The sequence below is a fragment of the Imperialibacter sp. genome, from assembly GCF_040222385.1.
Taxonomy (GTDB): Bacteria; Bacteroidota; Bacteroidia; order Cytophagales; family Cyclobacteriaceae; genus Imperialibacter.
This window is the reverse complement of sequence record NZ_JAVKDF010000010.1, coordinates 271,342-292,548: the sequence shown is the minus strand read 5'-3', so window position 1 is coordinate 292,548 and position 21,207 is coordinate 271,342. Positions and strand designations below refer to the sequence as shown.

Annotated in this window: 15 protein-coding genes; 4 read left to right on the top strand and 11 right to left on the bottom strand. The window is 48.0% G+C overall.

The window, feature by feature from the left end; all coding sequences use genetic code 11:
• Positions 1–414 precede the first annotated feature (414 nt).
• The 10 genes from RIG68_RS02600 to RIG68_RS02555 all read right to left on the bottom strand — a co-directional run bounded on the left by RIG68_RS02600 (position 415) and on the right by RIG68_RS02555 (position 14,543).
• A complete protein-coding gene (locus RIG68_RS02600) occupies positions 415–969 on the bottom strand; it encodes an RloB family protein (protein WP_350118309.1) in 555 nt (184 codons plus the stop codon).
• On the bottom strand, positions 956–2,218 hold the full coding sequence (locus tag RIG68_RS02595; protein WP_350118307.1) for an AAA family ATPase: 1,263 nt from the start codon (positions 2,216–2,218) through the stop codon (positions 956–958). The genes RIG68_RS02600 and RIG68_RS02595 overlap by 14 nt, the downstream gene beginning before the upstream one ends.
• A 383-nt stretch (positions 2,219–2,601) precedes the next feature.
• Positions 2,602–3,294: a nucleotidyl transferase AbiEii/AbiGii toxin family protein gene (locus RIG68_RS02590; protein ID WP_350118305.1), complete on the bottom strand. Its 693-nt coding sequence runs from the start codon at positions 3,292–3,294 to the stop codon at positions 2,602–2,604.
• On the bottom strand, positions 3,236–3,808 hold the full coding sequence (locus RIG68_RS02585) for a hypothetical protein (RefSeq protein WP_350118303.1): 573 nt from the start codon (positions 3,806–3,808) through the stop codon (positions 3,236–3,238). Before RIG68_RS02585 ends, RIG68_RS02590 begins: the two co-directional genes overlap by 59 nt.
• A gap of 266 nt (positions 3,809–4,074) precedes the next feature.
• On the bottom strand, positions 4,075–5,373 hold the full coding sequence (locus RIG68_RS02580; protein ID WP_350118302.1) for a lamin tail domain-containing protein: 1,299 nt from the start codon (positions 5,371–5,373) through the stop codon (positions 4,075–4,077).
• Positions 5,374–5,821: 448 nt separating this feature from the next.
• Positions 5,822–9,082 (bottom strand): type I restriction endonuclease subunit R, encoded by a 3,261-nt coding sequence (locus tag RIG68_RS02575; protein WP_350118300.1) that lies wholly within the window; start codon positions 9,080–9,082, stop codon positions 5,822–5,824.
• A 186-nt stretch (positions 9,083–9,268) separates the two neighbouring features.
• Positions 9,269–10,951, bottom strand: a complete 1,683-nt coding sequence (locus RIG68_RS02570) for an alpha/beta hydrolase (RefSeq protein WP_350118298.1) — start codon at positions 10,949–10,951, stop codon at positions 9,269–9,271.
• Between the two features lie 99 nt (positions 10,952–11,050).
• Positions 11,051–12,466, bottom strand: coding sequence for a restriction endonuclease subunit S (locus RIG68_RS02565; RefSeq protein ID WP_350090459.1), 1,416 nt, complete (start codon positions 12,464–12,466; stop codon positions 11,051–11,053).
• Entirely contained in the window at positions 12,463–12,894 is a 432-nt protein-coding gene (locus RIG68_RS02560) for an HI0074 family nucleotidyltransferase substrate-binding subunit (protein WP_350090462.1), read from the bottom strand. Before RIG68_RS02560 ends, RIG68_RS02565 begins: the two co-directional genes overlap by 4 nt.
• A gap of 8 nt (positions 12,895–12,902) precedes the next feature.
• Entirely contained in the window at positions 12,903–14,543 is a 1,641-nt protein-coding gene (locus RIG68_RS02555; RefSeq protein ID WP_350118295.1) for a type I restriction-modification system subunit M, read from the bottom strand.
• 319 nt (positions 14,544–14,862) lie between these two features.
• On the opposite strand from RIG68_RS02555, the gene RIG68_RS02550 reads away from it, so the two are divergent.
• The 3 genes from RIG68_RS02550 to RIG68_RS02540 are packed head-to-tail and all read left to right on the top strand — an operon-like array spanning position 14,863 to position 18,793.
• Positions 14,863–15,783 carry a matrixin family metalloprotease gene (locus RIG68_RS02550; RefSeq protein ID WP_350118293.1) on the top strand — a complete coding sequence of 307 codons (921 nt, stop codon included), beginning with the start codon at positions 14,863–14,865 and terminating at the stop codon, positions 15,781–15,783.
• A 2-nt stretch (positions 15,784–15,785) separates the two neighbouring features.
• The gene (locus tag RIG68_RS02545) at positions 15,786–18,095 is read left to right on the top strand and encodes a ligand-binding sensor domain-containing protein (RefSeq protein ID WP_350118291.1); all 2,310 of its coding nucleotides are present in this window, start codon (positions 15,786–15,788) and stop codon (positions 18,093–18,095) included.
• Positions 18,092–18,793, top strand: a complete 702-nt coding sequence (locus tag RIG68_RS02540) for a carboxypeptidase-like regulatory domain-containing protein (RefSeq protein ID WP_350118289.1) — start codon at positions 18,092–18,094, stop codon at positions 18,791–18,793. Before RIG68_RS02545 ends, RIG68_RS02540 begins: the two co-directional genes overlap by 4 nt.
• A gap of 72 nt (positions 18,794–18,865) precedes the next feature.
• Here the strand turns inward: RIG68_RS02540 and RIG68_RS02535 are convergent, their stop codons facing one another.
• Positions 18,866–19,330: a hypothetical protein gene (locus RIG68_RS02535; RefSeq protein ID WP_350118287.1), complete on the bottom strand. Its 465-nt coding sequence runs from the start codon at positions 19,328–19,330 to the stop codon at positions 18,866–18,868.
• Between the two features lie 1,101 nt (positions 19,331–20,431).
• Here RIG68_RS02535 and RIG68_RS02530 point away from each other — a divergent pair.
• Entirely contained in the window at positions 20,432–20,860 is a 429-nt protein-coding gene (locus RIG68_RS02530) for an HU family DNA-binding protein (RefSeq protein ID WP_350118285.1), read from the top strand.
• Positions 20,861–21,207 lie beyond the last annotated feature (347 nt).

The window sequence follows — 21,207 nt, the reverse complement described above, 5'->3', positions numbered from 1 at the left end:
GAAAGGAGGTCACTCTCTGCGCCCCTGCAACAGGACAGAATTAAAGAGGTTACTCTCTGCGCTCCTGAAAGTAGGGGAAATTAAAGAGGTTACTCTCTACACCTCTGCAAATAGTAACCTCTTTAATCGTGACTAAAACCCAATCCTTCAATTGCTTTGGGCGTGCCCCCTTTTGCCGCCGGAGTGTTACCACTCACCCGACAACCCTCTTCGGCGGCAGGGGTCAGGCCATCACCAGTCGCCGGCCAGCGCACGAAAAACCCACTTCGGGCTCCCACCCCGAAAGCTTTCGGGGCTCTGTCCCTCACGCCAAAGGTCGGGCAGGCACGCAAGGAGGCATCCGTCAATCGAAGCCACCGACTCCCACCCGACCGTCACTTCCTTTAGCATTTACCTGGGGGTCTACATTGATAATTACTTCTCGCTTTTTTGTGCCTCCAGTATTTCAATGAAAGAGTAAATATTGGATGAAGGATTTCGTGCCTCAGGCAGCTTTTTGGCTCGTTCACAGGCAGTTTTACAGTTTTCGACCAGCTTGGTTCGCAACTTTTGGTCGATAAACCCTTTCCGGTAGCTGTTGTGATTTCGGTTGCTGAGCTCTCTGATACAGTCAGATGCTGTTAAAGCAGCTTGCTGGCCTTTATAATGCAGCAAAAACCACAGTTCAATGCAGGGGTTAGACAAGAACAGGGTAGTGTTTGGAACGGCCCGGAGTTTGTTCATAAGCTCAGGAACATCAGCATCGTACATCAAAAAGTCCCGATCTTTCGGGTCGACTGGTTTGCCTCGCTTACTTTTCTTTATAAACGCTTCGCTTATGCTGGAGCCAGTTACCTTCGGCACAATGGAAATAGGAATGCGGTACTTGCCACGCAAAAGCTCAACATAGGCTTCTTCAGTCTCACCCTCACAGAAAACCCAGAACTGCGGGTTAATCTTTTTGCCCTGTGGTGGTTTACGCTTGCTCATGCAGTATCTGACTAATGCCCTCCAGGGTGTCGTTTACATAGGGTACTGCATCAAAGCGACCTTGCAGGTAAGCCTTTTCGAGGTCCATGGTGTCACGGAAGTCGCTATAGTCATACAGTGAGTACAGGTCGGTGGAGCTGTCTTCCCTCTTGTTGACAAAGTAGATCTGGTCTTTGCGCATCTTCTTCAGATCAAGAAAAGTAGTGTTGTGTGTGGTGCACAGCAACTGGGCCCTCTCCCCGGCACGGAAGAAATTGAAGATGTATTCAATGATCCTGGGGTGCAAGCTTTCTTCTATTTCGTCGATGAGCAATACCTTGTTGTTCCTTACCACGTCCAGGATGGTAAGCATAATAAAAAACAGTTTGATCGTGCCCTGCGACTCCTCGGTCAAAAAATCAAAACCCCTGGATGGGTCACGGCGATGGTAGGTAGTGATTTGCAGGCGCTCTTGCACCACGTCTTCGACCGTTAGTGTCATTTTCGTTATGTCGGCATTCACGTTTTTCCCTGGCTGTTTGAGCGTTTTGATCTTTACGTCAACAATATCACTGTCGGCAAACCTCAGCGCTTCAATCAAATGATCTTTATTGACTTTACCCATCGATTCAATAGCCGAAACGCCAAAACCGACGTACTGTAGGATAAACTGATGATGGAAGTAGTTGAAAATCTCCTTGGGTATCTCTCTGTCCAACTGACTGGCCCGGCTGATGTACAGCGTTTTCCTCGACGTGTTTTCAGCTACGTCCATAGGGCGCTTGATCACATCGCCAAAGGTGTAAATCTCCTGCTTTTCATTACCACGGCGCTCATCACGGGTGAAAACTTCCTTGATACGGCCTTTGGGGTAAAAATGAAGGCTCTCAGTGACTATCTCTTTGTTTGTTAGAGAGAAAGCGTATTCATATTCTACGTCATTGCTTATAAAGCGAATGAAGTAACAGCTGGATTTGGAGGCATAGCCATCAAACTTGAAAGGCTGGAAGTTGAAAATGGTATCTTCATTGTGCACATGCGACTGAAGAACCATGCTGTGACAAAACCTAATCGCCTTGATCACATTGCTTTTGCCAGAGGCATTGGCTCCGTACATCACCAGGGTTTTTAACAAGTCAGTTTTGTCGTGCTGACAAACGTTGTCACTTAGTGCACGAGCGTTGGCAGACTTGATGTTGGCCGCACGGAAGTCAATGCACACTTCTTCTTTGATGGAGAAAAAGTTACTGAGCTTGATCTCTAATACCATTTTATGCAGCTATTTTGTAAAAAGTTTTCAAATCTAGTTAATAAAACAAGAATATCAAGCCTTAGGTTTCTCTTAAGACATTTTCACTTGCCACTTCTCTTAGACAACGAAAACCCGTACAGATTCATCAATCAGAGCTTGCGCCTGCCTACGGCCAGGCTTGCAGCGTATCACTAAACCATGTCGCTTCTAAAAGAGATCGAATTCGCCCCTTTAAGAAGCGACGGGCCACCATTGGTAAACAGTGGGAATTCATATAATAGCCCGGGCCATCACCAGTCGCCGGCCAGCGCACAAAAACCCAACAGCGGGCTCCAACCCCGAAAGCTTTCGGGGCTCTGTCCCTCCCGCCAAAGGTCGGGCAGGCACGCAAAGAGGCATCGTCAAATCCCATCGATAGTTTGCTTCATCAAATGAACGATGTGTTCATACCGTACCTCCTGATCTTCATAGTACAAGTTGCCGATAATGGCTTCCTGCATACGAGTAATTGAAATGATTTCTTCAAAACACTTACCCAGGTAGTCTTTTACTTTTCTCTCCGAGTCAAGTATTTGTCGTGGAAAATCAGATGTATAGTTTAGGAGGTAAACAATATCCTCGAAGTCGTGACTCATCCGAGGATCCATTCTTCCACGATCTTTAAATGCATCAAATTTGGCAGCAAGAAAATAGGGAAGAGGCATTAGACGAATAGGGAATTGTTCAACCTGAACAACAAAGGCAAGCTCAAATCCACGTTTGAACCATCTATTGGCGGGTGCCCAGCCCACTTCATGTGTGGACATCACATCTACCTTTTTATCCTCCAACCGGAACCGGCATACCACTTTGTCCTCATGCGATTGTGTAAACCCTCTTTCAAATAATGCCTCCCTTAGTAGCTCCAGCTGTCCAATAGTAACAATCTCAAAAGTGATGTCGACATCCTTGGTGGGGCGCACATCATCAGCCGCAGGGTCATCTACATACAGACTTACCACTGCCCCTCCTACGTAGATTACCTGCTCATTCAAATCACCCAGTGCCTGGGCTACTTGCGACGTTGCTATGCGGTTGATCTGTGTATTCTTCATTCAGTAATTTTGACCTTAATATTTGAATGGCAAGCTGTCGCTCACGAGCCTTTCCCACTCGAATGACGTCTACCATTGCCAGTGCTTCGTGCAGGGCTGGATCCACCCTTGCGGCGTGCACAACCGATGGGTACAATGGCAATATGCTATGACCCCGGGAATGACCTCTTCCGTGGGGCCAAACGAAGCCATCACCGCTCTCGATGAATTCCGAAAGGGGAGTCATGGAATGGGCCGTGGGAATACCCCGCACAACTGCCCCGGGCTGCTGAGGAAAAGCGTACTTAATGCCATATTGAATGAAATCTACAAGGGCATGAGCCATCACCTGGTAGCTGCCCACTACCAGCCCGGCATAGCGGGAGCGATGCAGCGACTTGCTTACCTCCGACTGACTGATAAAAAGCTCCCGAGCCAAAAATGACTGCGACAAAGTTTCCTCCGCTGACACAAGCATTTTAATTAAAATCACCACATCCAGGGGACTCATGGTGGGTTGTTTTTGTGGGCTCATTTCTTGTATATTCTATATTGGAATATGCAATAATCAACAATAAAGCCATTTATATCAAGAAATTAAGCAACTATATTCCAAATTCCGATATGGAATAACTCGACCATGGCATCTCGGCAGAATCCCTCCGAAGCCAATCACCACTTACCCGTCTTTGCAATCCGCCGGTTGGCGGAATGGCAATTTTGTTCATTTCGAAGCTTAACCATTTCACGCCAGCCAATTGTCATCAACTGTGATAATACGACCCCTATCATCATTTCCACCTAGTGCCCCGTCAACACCCGCTGCCCTTCCTTCGCATCCAGGTACCGAAAGCTGTCGATGACATCGCCATTTGCATTCAGTAGCTCTACCAGGTCTCCGTCGTTGTTGAGGCTCATCGCCTGCCGGTTCCGCACAATCGCAAGACTCTCTCCTGCCGCCAGTGTGCTCGTCAGCACCCAGATCCTGCTGCTGGCATCCCGGAGCACCCACCCCGTAAGGCTCACCGACGCCGTGCCTTTGTTTTTGATCACCACTTCCTCGTTATCGGCGTCCGCACCCGCAGGATCAGGTACCAGGCTTTCAATTACCACCGCCACGTTGGATGACGAAGTAGCTGGTGCTTTCACCTGATACGTTTTGGAAAAGCTGCCAAAAGACACGTTGTAGGAGCTGCCGGTAAGCTCTGTGACGATGGTTCCCTCATTACCCGCCGGGTCCAGGTCAGCAATAAACTGGTCGGCCACGTTACCGGCACCTGCCTTCGTCTTGGTAAATTTGTTGGTTTGAAAGATATCGGGCCGTGGGTCCAAAGCCGCCATGTGATCAAGCGTGCTCTGGCGTGGATGCCCGTAGCCATTGTCGCTCCCATTGGAAATAACGATCACCGATGGTTTCATCGAAGCCAGAAAGCTTTCGGCCGAGCTGGTCTCTGACCCGTGGTGGTTTGCCTGGTACATGTCCACATCTTTGGCCGTGCTGCTGGCAGCTATTTCTACTTCAATGGTGTCATGAATATCTCCACCCACAAAATACCTGAATCCATTATACGTCACCAGAATAGCAACACTCAAGTCATTCTCATCGGTACCAATGCTGGGGCCATTGCCAATGACCTGCCCGCCCGACGCCAGGCATTGCACCCGCATGCCGCCCAGCTCAAACTCATGACCAGCCCTCAGCGTTCCTGCGTTTTTGCCCACCGCATTGTGATAGTCGATATAGGTCGCTTCTCTTTTTTTGGCAGCCGGCAATATGTCCTTGTCGCCCCTGTCGTAGGCCTGCACAATCTGCACGTTGTGGTTATTGACCAGCTCATCTATGCCTCCATAGTGATCGGAATGATAATGGGTGTCGATGAAGCAGTCGATCCGAGAAATGCCAGCTTGCTGCATAGTGGCAAACAGCACCTTGCCGCTCCCATTGTTGCCGGAGTCCACCAGCAGGCTGTGGCCTGTGGCCGTGACAAACAGCGTGGCATCGGCCTGGTTCACGTCGATATGGTAAATGCGCAGGTCCTGGGCTGCGGCGAGCGACAACGCCGCCAGGAAAAATAGAGCAGTAAGCAAATGCTTTTTCATGCATGTAAAGTCAATCCAACAGACTGAAGTATCTGTTTTACATGAAGTTAGCCATTGTTTCCTGCAATGAGAATACCCAAATCTCGGTATTTTGTGGCCCTGGGGGAACGAATAAAAGGAGGTTACTCTCTGCGCCCCCGCAAGTAGTAACTTCTTTAATCTCAACGTGAACTATTAAAGAGGTTACTCTCTGCGCCCCTGCATATAGTAACCTCTTTAATCGTGGCTAAAACCCAATCCTTCAATTGCTTAGGGCGTGCCCCCTTTGCTGCCGGAGCGTTGCTACTCACCCGATAACCCATTTCGGCGGCAGGGGTCGGGCCTTCGCCAGTCGCCGGCCAACGCTCGCAAACCCCACTTCGGGCTCCAACAATGGCTCTCTTCACGCAAGGAGGAGTTAGGCTAGTTGGCTAACAGCAAAGGAAATCCAGGCCAAACAGGTAGCTATCTACTCTACATTTGTCACAAAATTAGCCATCAACTCTGCTTGCTTCAGCACGGTTTCAATCGCCTTGGCTTGCTTGTCGGGAGGGTAGCCCCACTTATTGAGGGTTCGCTTAACAATCACCATTAGCTTGGCCCTGGCACTTTCCTTAATCGTCCAGTCGATGGTTGCATTCGTTCTTACCTTATCGGTTATTTCCCTGGCGATTTCTTTCAGCTGCTCATCGCCCAGCACCTTAACGGCGCTGTCGTTCACCTCGAGTGCATTGTAAAACGCCACCTCGTCTTTGGAAAGCCCAAGGGCAGCCGCTTCCTTGTCTGCTTCTTTGATCTCTTTAGCGATATTGATCAGCTCCTGTATAATTTCGGCCGTGGTCAGCAGGTTGTTCTGGTAGCGTTTGATGGCTCCTTCCAGCATTTCAAGCAGCTTCCGGCTTTTCACCAAATTGGTTTTTGACCGGGTCTTTATTTCGTCGTTCAATAATTTCTTTAGCAGCTCCAGGGCCAGGTTTTGGTGCTTCATGCCCTTCACCTCCAAAAGAAACTCGTCTGACAGCACCTCCAGCCTCGATAGATCGGGACGGTCGATGCCAGCCGCAGCAAAAATATCAATCACACTATCGGAGCTTAGGGCGTCATCTACGAGCTGCTTGATAGCTGTTTCAATATTGGTGTCTGACTTTCCATTACCTGCACCCTCAAACTTCACCAGGCGAGCTTTCACTGCCTGGAAAAAGGCGACATCGTCTTTGATTTCCATGGCTCGCTCATGGGGGATAGAAAGGGCAAATGCCTGACTCAGGGCCGACACCTCCCTGATGAAACGGGCCTTGCCATCGGGCAGTCCTAAAATATGCTCTTCGGCTTGGAGGATGATAGAAAGCTTTTCCTGAGGATCGGCATTGAAAAACCGACGATAGTTGAACTTGAAGCTATTTTGATAATAGGCCTGAGGTACGTCGGAGAGAATATCATTTCTGGTGCTGGCGTCTTCGTTGAAGAGTTGTTGTACCACTTCCAGTTTTTCGTCCATCAGGTGAACTGCCTTCTCCAGGTCCTGCGTAGGGTCGCCCTTACCGCCAGCGTCGGAATAGAACGACAGCGCTTTTTTGAGATCGGAGGCAATGCCCAGGTAGTCGACCACGAGCCCGCCTGGCTTGTCTCTGAAAACCCTGTTTACCCTGGCAATGGCCTGCATGAGGCTGTGTCCCTTCATGGGTTTGTCGATGTACATCGTATGAAGGCAGGGAGCATCAAACCCCGTTAACCACATATTGCAGACGATGACCAGCTTGAGTGTGTCATCAGGGTCTTTCATTCTCTCGGCCAACCGCTGCCTTTGCTCATGGGTGGTTTTGAATTTCGAAAGCGCTGGCCCTTCGTCGCTCGTGGCAGTCATTACCACCTTTAGCTTCCCTTTGCCGATGTCGTCGCTGTGCCAGTCTGGTCTTAGCTTGATGATCTCGCCGTAAAGCTCAGCTGCTATTCGGCGGCTGAAGGCTACAATCATCGCCTTTCCCTCGAATACCTTCTGGCGTTGCTCAAAATGCTGCACAATGTCCTCTGCGATATTATGAACCCGGCGCCCATTGCCGACTATCGCTTCCAGCCTGGCCCATTTGGCTTTCGCCTGCTGGCTTCCGGTAATTTCTTCATTTTCCTCCAGCTCTTCGTCAAACTCTTCAATCAACCGTCGGCCTTCATCGTCAAGGTTGATCTTTGCCAGCCTGCTCTCGTAGTAAATAGGCACGGTGGCATGGTCCTGCACAGCCTGGGCTATGTCGTAAATGTCCACATACTGCCCGAACACCTGAGGCGTGTTAATATCGGTGCTCTCAATGGGTGTGCCCGTGAACCCAATGAAGGTGGCATTGGGTAGGGCATCCCGCAGGTACTTGGCAAAGCCATAGGCGATGCGCTCGCCAATTTTCTCTTTGGTTTCCTTGTGCCTTACATCCTTTACCGACGCACTAAACCCATATTGCGTGCGGTGGGCTTCGTCGGCGATGACCACCACGTTTTTCCTGTCTGATAGCTCGTCGTACACCGATTGCTGATCGGCAGGCATAAATTTCTGGATAGTGGCAAACACAATACCCCCGCTGGCTACCTTCAGTAGTTCCTTCAGGTGCTCCCGGTTGCTGGCCTGCACTGGCTCTTGCCTGAGCAATTGTTTGGAAGAGCCAAAGGTGCCAAACAGCTGATCGTCGAGGTCGTTCCGGTCGGTAATCACCACAATGGTGGGGTTCTGCATTTGTGGTGAGGTAATGAGCTTGCCAGCATAAAACACCATGCTGAGGCTTTTGCCCGACCCCTGGGTATGCCACACCACGCCGCCCTTTTTGTTGCCCTTGGCTCCCGAAGCGGCTATGGTAGACTCAATGGCCCGGTTCACTGCGTGGTACTGGTGGTAAGCCGCCAGTTTTTTGGTGGTTTCTATCTGGGTAATGCCGGTGGCAGGGTCTTCCTTTTTCGTTTTTTCGAACACAATGAAGTTACGCACCAGGTCGAGCAGGGTAGCGGGTGCGAGCATTCCTTTGAGCAGCACATCCAGCTGAGGGCTGAATCGGGACGCTTCCTTTTTGCCGTCGGTTGACTTCCACGTCATAAACCGGCTGAAACCGGCAGACACACTGCCAGCCCGGCATTCCATGCCATCCGATATCACACAAATGGCATTGTAGGTAAACAGGCTGGGAATGGCGGCCTTGTAAGTTTGGATTTGCTCAAATGCCTTTCGCAGGGTGGCGTTCTCGCTGGCTGCATTTTTTAGCTCAATAATCACCAGCGGAATGCCGTTGACAAACAGCAGTACATCGGGCCGTTTGTTTTGACTTTCCCCACCAAACGCAGGGTGCTTGTCAACGATGGTGAATTGATTGATGACCAGGAAGGTATTGTTGAGCGTATCTTCAAAATCGACCAGGGCCACCTCGTAGCTGCGCTCGAAACCGTCGTGCTGGTAAGGGATTTTTACTTTTTCTACCAGGTGCTGGTGAAATACCTCGTTGTTGTGCAGCATGTCGGGCGAGTAAATGCGCAGCACCTTTTGAATGGCCTGCTCCTGCACCTCAACGGGGATGCCAGGATTCAAAATCGCTACCGCCTTCCTGAGTCGGTCGGTAAGAACGACCTGCTCATAGCTTTCCCTTTCCGATGCTTCGGCACCGGGTGCTATCATCACGCCGGGCACATACTCCCAGCCGAGGCCCTGCAGGGTCTCAATAGCAAAGGCTTCTATGTCGCTTTCGGTAATGGGCTTCATGCTATTTCCCTGTCTTGCACCTGATTAACGGATGGCAGGATTGACAAGATTTTTGGTTGACACACACTTAGATTCCAAACTGTTTGCTCCGAAATTAATCAAACACAGCTGGTTTAAGCAATGTAGTGCAAAAATAACAGGACCATTAATACCTGGGTCGCTTTGTTGAAATCTGCAAATGTTTGTCTACCATGGATATAGCCAATAGGTCAAATTTTCTCTTAGTTGATCTCTCAGTCTACGTTTTTTGGGAGCAAAACCCATATTGAGCAGCAAGTGCAAATCAGTTAACATCTCCCGTGTTTGGAAAACATAACTATGTCCCATGCTCGACTTACCAACTTTTGAGGCATCTACAGTATCAAACCATTCGCTGACAAATAGATGGGAGCCAGCAAAGCCCAACCTGGGTTGTCGTTTTCTAATGACACCGGAGGCCCGTAAGGCAATGTCTCTGTCGGAGGCATATATGGTTCTTCTCATGCCTAGGTCTTTAAAATAAGGTAAGATCGAATTTCTAAAGATTGACTGATCGATGTCGGGCGCAGCCAGAACAATTTGTTGAATTTTATGAAGAAGTTTTTTGTGTCCGACATCGCTGGCTAGCTGGTTGAGGCTTTCGGTCAATAGCACGTTGCCCATACTATGGGCAAGAATGTGAATCTTTTGCAGACCGGACTCTTCCAGTAACTGGATCACAAACTTTTTGAAAGGTTCTACCGAAGCCCTCACCCTGGCTTCGTCTGCCAGGTAGGAGCCTATAGCTGGCCAGCTGTAAAAACCGACTATTCCTTTAAAAGGCATATCCCAGGCTAGCTGCCCGGCACGCCAGGCGGCTTCCTCAAAAGTATTATTAAATCCATGCACAAAGATGAGCCCTGTGTTTTCCTTCAGCCTTGACAACTCCTTTTGAATGAAATCGAGGAATACTCTCTCCTCAAGCTCTCTGATCAATTTGATCATTACATGTTTATCTTCCCTCTCAGGAAACTCATAAATCCAGGGGATTCTAAAAGGACGTGGAGTCTCGCCTTGCTTCTTGTTGGGAGGAATATTGACCGAGCAAATGCCTTCACGAAGCTCGTTGTCATATTCGTTTCCGTAGTATTCACCCCAGTCTGATTTACCCGTCGGAATCCGGTTGGTGCCAAAGAAAAGTTGCACAGCACGGGCGGGCCCAGGCTCTGTAACAATATCCCCAGTGAGAATGGAGTCATCATCGGTATCTTCAGCATAAAACATATCTTCATAGTCACCATCGGAATCTGGCGGCGGCGGCGGTGGAGGATCGCCGCCACCTCTTCTTCCCATACTTCTACCACTTCCCGGTCGATGTGAAGGCGATGTGGAATCTGATCTTCTCCTTGCAGGTTTAACGAGTACCTTTCTGGTTATGTTTTTTTCAACCTCCAAGGGTAACTTAAGAGCTTCAATTAAGTCATCGTCCAGCCGGAAGGGACTTCGTTTTATATTGAATATTTCGTTTTCGAAGGCGATGCGGTGGGGGAAAATGATTTTCCACTCTACCTCTATCTCTACCGGGGCTTTGGCAAAGGGGGAGATATGGATCTTCACCACAATCCCAATTCGGTCTATTTCATCGACTCCCCAGGCTCCGATTACGCCATCGCCGATCTGAATGAAGGATTTGAGATTTGAACTAAATTTGTCACTCAGTTTTACTTCGCTGGTGTCTCCGCCAATGGTTTTGAGCGTGTTTTTCCCGGCTTCCATCTGCAGACCCAAAAGTCCGGTACGGGTGAATTGAATGGTGACTGCGGTGTCGGTCAGAGAATCGTGTTGATTTTCTTCCAGCTGCACTGCCCAAAAGGCAGGCGCTACAACAGGTGAGGTAGGTTCATTGATCATAAAACAGGTAGATTAGTCACCTATTTTACGAAATTTTAGTTTTTAATTGGTGTAGAAGAAGTGAAAAACATCTGATAATCAATTCTTTCCTCTAAACCCTCAATCCTGTTCTGACAGCTTTACCCTCACCTCTCCGCTCATCAGCTTGGGAAGAAGGGTGTTCCGAAGCTGGGCCAGGGTGTTTATTTGGATACCTATGGCCATAATCTTTTCATGAATTTTGGACACTTGGCTTTCAAATTTTTCTATTTTTTCCGCAGGCGGAATTTTGATTTCGATAGATTTTAGTAGTCCCTGAGTCAATAGTGGATGACTTGAGCCTAAGGCCATACTATTAAGATCTAAAGTTTTCAAAAGGTAGAAGAGATAATGAATGTGATTTTCATTTAGTCCTTTCACCAAAAGTGCATTATCAGATACCCATATTTTTTTTGATTCAAAATATAGACTTCCACAGTACGCACCGACACGACCAATTACGATCGATTTTCCTTCATAGTTGAATTTGCCTGTATACCCAAGAATGCCATTGCCTCCATAAACAGGAATAACACCTTCTTCCTTCGGTCTGGTTTTTCCGTTATAAAATCTAGCTAGATCCTCTAAAGTACCATCCTCCCAATCATCGTCAGCCTCTACCACGAACCACTGCTTAAAAAGCGCCTCAGCCATCTCCTCCAGGGTTTTGTTTTGGCGGTGCAGCAGGTCGATCTTGTCGTCGAGGCTGCTGAGCACCGAGGCGATGGCGGTTTGTTCGGGGAGGGGTGGAATCGAAACTTCTATTTCATTGAGAATCGTCGTGTTTATAGATGGCATGGTCGCACCAACGGCGATGCTTCTGATCGTCTCTTTGAAGCTATCTTGCCCAAAATAAAATGAAAGAAACTTAGGGTTTACTTTTTCCTTGAAGGCCCGAACTCTCAAACAACGACCAGAAAACATCCAACCGTCTTCCTTGTTGCTGACGTAGGCACGTCTATCAACAGAACCCACTCGACTGAACACGATATCACCTTCCTTTAACGTGTATTTGATTAGTCGTTGTCTATCTTCATCGCCCACCAGAGGCAGATTATTATGTAGTATTTCGTTTTCTCCTAAGTGTTCGACTGTAATTATTGGTGTCCCGGTGGTTTTATAATCACTCATGTGCAACTGACTTCCGAAAGGGCCGGTTTGTACTGCTGAAATTTCTTCCAAAGAATAAATTTTCCGCCTACTATACATCTCAGAACCGACCCGATCAATATGCTCCACCACTGCAGGGTCGTCGATGGTGTGATAGTTTATAAGATCAAACTTCCAGGGCAGGTGCAGGTCATCGAGCTTTACGGCCAGGTGCAGCAGGTCGGCATGGGTGAGGTGTTCTCCCTTGAGCGCCAGGTCAATATCGGAGTCGGCCCGGTAGTTGCCCTTTGCCCGGGAGCCAAACACCAGGGCCTGGTCCACCATCTGCACGGTTTCCAGCACTTTGCCTATCGCCTCAAGGGTATCTTCTTCCAGCCCAAATCTCATTCTTCCTTCTCCCGGTTTAGTTTTTCTACCTGTAGCCTTGTTGAAAGCTGTATAAACAGCCCATGATACACCGTTACAATATTCCCTGCTATCTCATCGGCGGTTTCTTCGTCGTAGCTGTGCGAGGTGAGCTCTCTTGATTTTTTCAGGGCCCGCCACAGCGCCTCGTCCGCAATATACCCATCGGCAGCAGCCTGGGCAATGATCACACTGGGCCCTCCATTGTCGTTGGGTCGCTGATTTTCTCTTAGCAAGTCTTGCAGTGTTTTCCAGGCAAGGTCGAAAGTAAACTCAAAAGCCTGTATAAGCCCCTGCTGTTCCAGGGAGGTTAGTTCCCGCTCCTGGCTGAGGTAAATGGCTTCCTCCAGCCGGGCCAGCGCCTTGCCGTAGTTATTGAACCGCTGTATCCACCTGATATCTTGTGCCATTCTCAGGGTTATTTCTTCGGCAACATGATTTTCGCCAGGTTTTGCCTGATTTTCTCATTCAGCTCCGCTTCTTCGCTCATTTGCTTTTCCAGTTCCGCTTTCAGGGTTGTGAAGCGTCCTTCAAAGTTGAAATCGTCTTCCTCGTCGGCCAGGCCCACATAGCGGCCGGGCGTGAGCACGTAGTTGAGCTGCCGCACTTCGTCGAGCGTGGCTGCTTTGCAGAAGCCAGGCACATCGGCATAGTCGCCCTCCAGGCTTCTCCAGTTGTGGTAGGTGCTGGCTATCAATTCAATATCGCCGGTTTTGTCGATGCCTTCTTTTTCCAAAAAGTACTCTCTGTCTGTCAGCTCCCTGTTCTTTCTATTGATCAGCACGCCCATGTTTCTGGCATCGATAAACAGAATCTCATTGTCCCGCTTGCGGAAGCCGCCGTTGGTTTTGTTGCGGGAGAGGAACCACAGGCAGGCCGGTATCTGTGTGTTGAGGAACAGCTTGGTGGGTAGGTTCACCACACAGTCCACCAGTCCGTTTTCAATCAGCGCTTTGCGGATATCGCCTTCGCCGGTAGTGTTGGTGGTGAGCGAGCCTTTGGAGAGCACAAAGCCAGCCTGCCCGGTCGGTGCCAGGTGGAAGAGGAAGTGCAGGATCCAGGCATAGTTGGCATTGCCCACAGGCGGCACCAGCTTTTCGCCCAGCACCCGCCAGCGGGCATCGTCACGCAGCAGCTCCCCACTCCAGTCGCTGTCGTTAAACGGAGGGTTGGCGATGATGTAGTCGGCCTTCAGGTCTTTGTGGGCGTCGTTCAGAAACGAGCCCTCATTGTTCCACTTCACGTTGGTGGCATCAATGCCCCTGATGGCCAGGTTCATGCGGGCCAGCCGCCAGGTGGTTTGGTTGCTTTCCTGTCCGTAAATGGAAATGCGGTCTTTGGGGTCAATGGCCAGCTTGCTGCCGTTGTTCTTTTTGTAGTGGTCCTGGTGGGCGGTGATAAACTTTTCGCTTTGCACGAACATGCCGCCGCTGCCACAGCAGGGGTCAAACACCCGGCCTTCGTAAGGCTCCAGCATTTCCACCAGCAGTTTTACCACGCTGCCCGGGGTGTAAAACTGTCCGCCCTTTTTGCCTTCTGCCAGGGCAAACTCACCGAGGAAGTACTCAAACACCTTGCCCAGCAGGTCTTTGCCTCTGGCTTCTTTGGTGCCCAGCGTGGCGGAGCCAATCAGGTTCACTAGTCCGCCGAGGCTGGTTTTGTCCAGCTTTTCCTGGGCAAACACCTTGGGGAGCACACCCCGCAGCGAGGCATTGTCTTTTTCGATGGCATCCATGGCGTCGTCTATGTCTTTGCCAATGGTGGGCTGTGTGGCCCGGGCCTGCACATGGCTCCAGCGGGCGGAGGGTGGCACGTAGAAGACCTTTTCGGCCAGGTACTCGTTTTTGTCTTCGGGGTCGGCCCCTTCAAATTCGCCCTTTCCTTCCCTTAGCTTGGCGTGCAGCTCCTCAAAGGCATCGGAGATATACTTCAAAAAGATGAGCCCCAGCGCCACATGCTTGTACTCGGCGGCGTCCATATTCTTGCGGAGCTTATCGGCCGCCTTCCAGAGCTTTTTCTCCAATGGTTCTTCTTTTTCCTCTTTCGCCTTTTTCGCCATGGGGTGGGGTGAGATGGGTTTGGTTAAGGAGGCTAATTTACGTGGAAAAATGGATTAAAGGAGGTCAATGAGTGGCAGTTTTCAGTGTCAGCCTTGTTTGAGAATAGGCAAACGCAAAGTCGACCCAAAAAGGAAAGGTAGCTAGTGATGCTGTTTGTATACATCAACTTTTATGGGAAAATATAGTCCGCTAGCGTCGGCTATCTCTAAGAGATATCAAAAAGCACCTATTTTAGGTAATTGTTAAGCTTAAATATACTGACTTTTAAGTATTTACAATGATGTGCTAACAACTGAGCTTTATAGAAAAATAAACGCTATGAAACCTCAACTACTGCTCAGTCCACTCTTCATGTTGTTTTTTATGGTCTCGTCGGCCAACTTTTTGTTCGGGCAGAACATCCAAGACTTGATTTACTCGCCCTCCTCAAAACAGATAGAAAAGAGTGGCTTTACAGACACCACTAACCTCGTTAAAAAACGAAACGCTATTCAATTCAATAGATCAGCGGGGTTTGATTCCTTTTTGTCTAAATATGACACGGTTCATTTCGAAGAAGAGGTGTTTTATGTAGTGCAAAGTGATCTGATGTACGATATAGATGAGTTGGAGAACTACTACTATGCTTACTATAATGATACCACCCAGTACAACAAGCTTATTATGGATGTGCTTCCGTCTGGGCGATTTAACCTAATGCCCCATGCGGATCGATTAACCTACGCAGTTGTAGAGTCATCTTTCCCCACTACAAAGTTATATGAAGAAGTCGTGGCCAATTTTGGTAAGGCAGCCATGGAATGGTCCGACATTCTAAACAAGAAAGTGAAGTTCACTCACAAAAGTGATTTGGATTCCAAGCTCAAACCTTCGCAAACCTCCAGAAAAGTGACATTTGTCGTCAGGTATTTTAATTCAGGGGGTAGTTTTATTGCTTCGGCGTTCTTTCCCAGTGATCAGAAGTATCGATGGAAAGTGAAAGTTGACCCTTCATATTACACAACCAGTGTGGACCAAACCGGTATCTTCAGACACGAAATCGGTCACATTCTAGGCTTCAGACATGAGCACATTAGGGATGGAGCGCCCCTCGACTGTCCCGCAGAGTCTGGCCCTTTTGAACCACTCACAGACTACGATTCACTCTCTGTCATGCATTACCTATGCGGGGACGCAGGCAACTACCGGCTTCGGTTTACCAAAAACGACATTTTAGGTGCCAGACTTATCTACAAATGAATATGAAAACCTTAGCCTTGATAATATTTAGTCTGACGGTGGCTTCTACCGCAACTTTCGCTCAGCAGCATTTGATCGTGTTTGACAACGACGGAAGGATTGTCAAGAACTACGGATTCGACAGGGACGATGAGCATAATTTTAATTACTCATTTATGATCGAGAACGTGTCGCCTAGGGATAGCCTAAGCTATTTTCTTATTTACCAGTGGAGAAATGATTATTTGTACCAGGCCAACAACACGCTTGACAACGAGCCTCCGGTTCAGATCACACAGTTTGACCCTCAAGGATACCTAACGATTACGGTCTCTCCGAACCGGCCAATAGAGGACAACTCTCTATTAAGCTACCAGCTGGTGAAGGTAAATGATACTGGAAGAGCACTGCTTGATGGTGGTTTGAAAGGGGTTCGCTCACTGAACAGGCTCACGTATGAGTACCTTCGTTTTATCAAAGCAAATTCCATTTTTGAAGAGGTCACCGATGAACATATCGCCACCTTTGATGTGTTGAAGGCGGGTTTAATTGCATCCGAAACTGCCCTGGCAGAGTTTGAAAGAATAAAGAAGGAGGAGGTTTATAGGGACGCAACTTACCAAGCCATGCAAAACCAGAAGCTCCTTGTCGACAAGCAGCTTGCCATAAGAACGCAGCAAATGGAGAAGGTGGCGAGCCAGGATAAAGAATGCTGTACCGCCGATGCACTCGACAAAGTAACGCTGGAAATACTTCGGCTTACCAAAGAGTCGGAAGACTTGAGGATATCAATGGAATTAGTTACCGAACAACTCGACAAGTTGATAAAGGATAAACGGAAAGATAGAGACTCCTTTGCTGCTCAACTGCAACAAATGTTGACTTCGCAATTAAAGGAGGACTATAAGCATTTGACGGCCCCCTTGTTTAAAATATTGCACCAGGGGGTGTTGGTGATTAAAAATGAAAATACCTCAGAAGTGGTTTACGATATTCTGGCGAAGAAAATATTTAACTCGGGCAAGGAGGAGTATATAGTCGCCAGGCTTACGCCAGATCTGCCTCAACTCACTACTGCCTCGGAATTGTATCTGCATACAATCAACCTGAAGACATCCTTTTTGGCAGACAATCCATTCTTTATGTCTCTTTCGGGCCACATGACAAAAGGCACAGACATAGAAGGTGCTAGTAACATAAAGGCACTGGAATCGATCGACACAGGTATGTTTGAAGGGTTTCCTGATGCAAGTGCTCTTCCGAAGAGGCAGGACGATGGTAGCGGCCAGAAAGGAGGGTTCCAGCAACCATCCGATATAGGGAAAGTTGAGATAAAGGAGTATACACCAGAGTGGATGAATATGAAAGCTGATTACCTGAAGGAAGAAATAAAAAGCAACTCAGATTCGATTGAGGCACTAGAAAAGCAGAAAGAAGACCTGGAGCAGCATTTGACAAACACAAATGATACCACTGAGACATATCGGGTACTAAAAGATAAACTGGGACAGCTGGAAGGGAGAATTTTGAAGTTTGCAGAAAAAAAGAAAAATGCCGAAGCCAAGGTAAACTACCTGGCAAGAATGGCAAGTGAGCTACCCTTTAAGAAAGCACTCGGAAAAACAATTGATGAACTACTTAAGAAAAACGGTACGCCGAATTATATCGACTACCTGCTGAAGTATCCGGTGCCGTTTGAAGCGCTTAAAAGACCTGTGATAGAGCTCAAAGCTCTGCAGCTGGAAGTTGATAGCTTTGAACAAAAGGTTGCGGCGGGCGAATTGGGAAAGGAATCGTATACGCTCAAATATTCTGATAAGGTGGTGACAACTGATACGCTACCTACTGTCCACCGGCTTTATCGGTTTTCTATTAACACAGGTCTGGCTGGCTCTCAGAGCGTGAGCTATAACTACCAGCGGGTACCAGTGCCCAATACTGTTGTCGACAGGCTTCAGGAATCCAGGGAGGTGAGCTTTCGGGTAAGGCCTTTGCTCACCCTGTCCACTTACCTAATAAAACCTCAGGATATTGCGGTTTGCGATAAGCAAACAATCAACACGCTACATTTTGATATTGGGCTCGATTACCTGCGAAAAAACGTGTTGGATGATGTGTATCTGGGCCTGGGAGTTGAGCCTTGGCGGAATATTAACGTGGCTTTCGGCGCTAAGATTGCCACTGTGAGCAAGGTTGACCGTGCTAAGCTTGACCCGGTGTCGTTAGACACATCTGCTGCAATGACTTCGGTGACGCAGGCAGGATTTTATTTCAGCGTGAACCTCGGCTTTAATATTATTCCATTGGCCATTAACTCTCTGCTTACAAAATGAAAAATCAACTAATTATTCTGATGTTGGGCGTGAGCCTGTTGTCCTCGTGCACAAAGGATGAGGAGCTTACCAATGAAAATGTATCTCAATCTGGCGTAATCTCGGGAGATGCCTGGTATGTTGACGCACTCACCGGCTCGGAGATACGTAACTTTGAGGAAATCACTATTGAAATATCCAACATGGATAGCGAATTGAAAGCTATTCCCAGAGAAGTCAGTAGAATTGTGACAGGTGCCAAATTCGAATTTGGACCACTCCCGTTTGGTACTTATAAAATCGAGTTGGAATGTGTTGATTCCGTGTCAGGAATCAATTACGAAGCTACTCTTGAAAACATTTCGATAAGTAAAGACGTAGTTTCCGTTTTTCAATCGGTGGAGTTATCCCCATCCAATCAAACGGTAATTGTCGGTAAAGTTGTGAATGGCAATGATATGCCAGTGCCTGGAGCAAAAGCTTTCCTTTATTCTGACCCCGAACTTCTGAAATACAAAGACAGGGGAGGGTTTGTTGATTCAGCTATAACCAACAGATTTGGAAAAGCGGCTTTCATTGGTCATGCCCCAGGCCAGTACTACATATATGCAAGTATGAGCATTGATACTGTACATTTTTCGGGAACAAATGCCGCCGCACTAGATATAGCTGCCATGGAATTAAAGGAGATAGAGGTGAAACTTAGTCCGGAGCAATGAAAAAAGTTTCTTTGGACAAAACAGGCTGTGAATGTGTGGAGGTGTTGTGGGGTAGATTACTCAATACCCCCCCTACCTCACCAAAATATTATACCGCCCTACCACTTTGCCGGCATGTTTCATCGATCTTTTGTCGAGCCATATAGAAATGCCGGTGGTGAGGAGGCCTGTGCCTAATATTGTGTACAGTCCCGCTTCCTTAAAGTGCAGCCTATTACCGTTGATAAGGAACCCCATGCCTGCAAAGGCTAGCTGAGCACCTGCTGCGATGTTCGTCATTCGAATAGCCTTATAGGCCTTTTGGTATTTGTAGTAGCTGTTCATGAGCTGCCCGTCGCTGAGGTCTCTGAATTTGAAATGCATATACGACAGGTCGGTGAATGGCTCGGCCCTGTAAGTGAGGTAGAACGTAAAGGGCTTGTTCACAATACCCAGGGTGTCGCCTCGGAGAGCCTGGCTTCGGGCGGCGAAGCCAAGCACCATCAAACAGACAAATAGAACGAAAGACCGATTTTTACTTCTGGATAATGGGTTCATGGCCCGGGTAAATAGGTTGCACAATTATTAAGAAGCAGTAATATATAAAAATCGTCATAATTGTCATTTCCTGTCTCATTTAATTCGATGCAGAGAGGCGACCGCCTCTTCAACCGGACAAAATGGTTTAATCCTATGTCAGGCTGGTGCCAGTGAGGCTACGTCAGTCATGGTCCTTGCAATGTCGGTGGCCAATGCCTCTTTTGCACACCTTTGTAAAAATACCCCTCTATTGCCTGGAATCGAACTTTTCAAACCACGGTGGGTGTATTGCCCTTATCCGCCTCATGTATAGCGCTTATTCGTGTCAAGTCTTGCTGTTATTCGTCTCGTGTTAAGCGCTTATGAGGGGGTGAGACAAGCGCTTAACAGGTACCCACACAAGCGCTTATCAGGTACCGGCACAAGCGCTTAACCCATAGTGGCATAAGCGCTTGTCTCTGGAGGCTTGAAAACATGGGGTTAAAAATGAAATTATTGAAAGGCAATGATCCCTGTGGTCGTCATGGAAAAGTACAATAGAAGAGAGAAAAGTTTCGCCCAATTGAGTGTAGTGGAAACGGAACAGGCGTTGATGTGTATCGTAAACATTCGAATAGCCAAATGCAAACGATTGTCATTAGTTTATTCGATCTAAAATGCCTCGTGTTTAAACGGAGAGCGTACCGTTTTGGTTGGCTTAAAAGAGGGGTTTTAGTGCAGATTTCTAATAAAATTTCAAATTGAAAAAATAATAGAAAAAAATTTCATATTTGGCACAGTGAAACTGATTTTTGGCATCAATATTGAATTAGAATTTAACGTACACAAGGAGTAAGAATCACTTCCGCTGAGGCCTCAAACGAACCACTTTTCACTCCGGGAAATGCCGGCCGGCTTTCCAAAATCAATTACCGTTTTATCTTTTGAAGTAGTGCATTTTGCCTTTCCTTCTATGGGCTCACCGGGTATCGGGATGCTTTAGAAGACCAGGTCATCGGAGTCATCCTCTTGAACATGCTCATTTGGGTTTCCTTTAGCGGGGAGCGTAAAAGTGGCACATCCTTCACAAGCTGAGACATAGTTTTAAATCATTTGTTTAACCATTTAAATTTTAAAGTCATGTCTATCTTATATAAAGCAATAGGTCGTACCCAGCCGGGAGTGGCTGGAGGAGGACAAATCAAGTACTACGCTGGCATCAAAAGAGGGCGAGAAGTTACACTGAGAGAAATGGTGAAAGAGATATCGTCTCGCAGCACCGTAACTACCGCCGATGCCATGGCAGTGATCGAGAACTTTCTCGAATTGGTACCCAAGTTTCTGCGCAATGGTCGCACGGTGAACCTGGGTCAGCTGGGAAGCTTTCGGGTGAACATCAGCAGCAAAGGCTACGACACGCCTGATGAAGTGGGTAACTACAGCATCAAGCGCAACAAGATCAGCTTCTTGCCAAGCGCAGAGATGAGAGAGAATATGGGTACGGTGAAGTATACCAAGTATACTGAGCTATCAAGTACCCTTTTGTCGAACGAATCTGACGATGTATGATACGCAGCCTGAGGTGTAAAAACCCAACCTAGAATCCCGCATGCGAGTGCGGGATTTTTTTTGTGCCCAATTAAAGAGGTTACTCTGTGCGCTCCTGCAAGTAGTAACCTCTTTAATCCCAACGTGAAGCATTAAAGAGGTTACTCTCTGCCCTCCAGCACGGGGTAACCTCTTTCATCGGCCGGATCGAAGTGAAGGGATCGTGGAGGGTGTGGCTGTTAGCAACTTACCTTTTCTCTTTACCTAACGATGTTTTTTATGTGCCGTACCTACGGCACTCGCTCTGCTACCTTACTCGGCTTTAGGCGTTACCGCCGTGTCGTCCCTAACAGGACTGGTGATGGTGC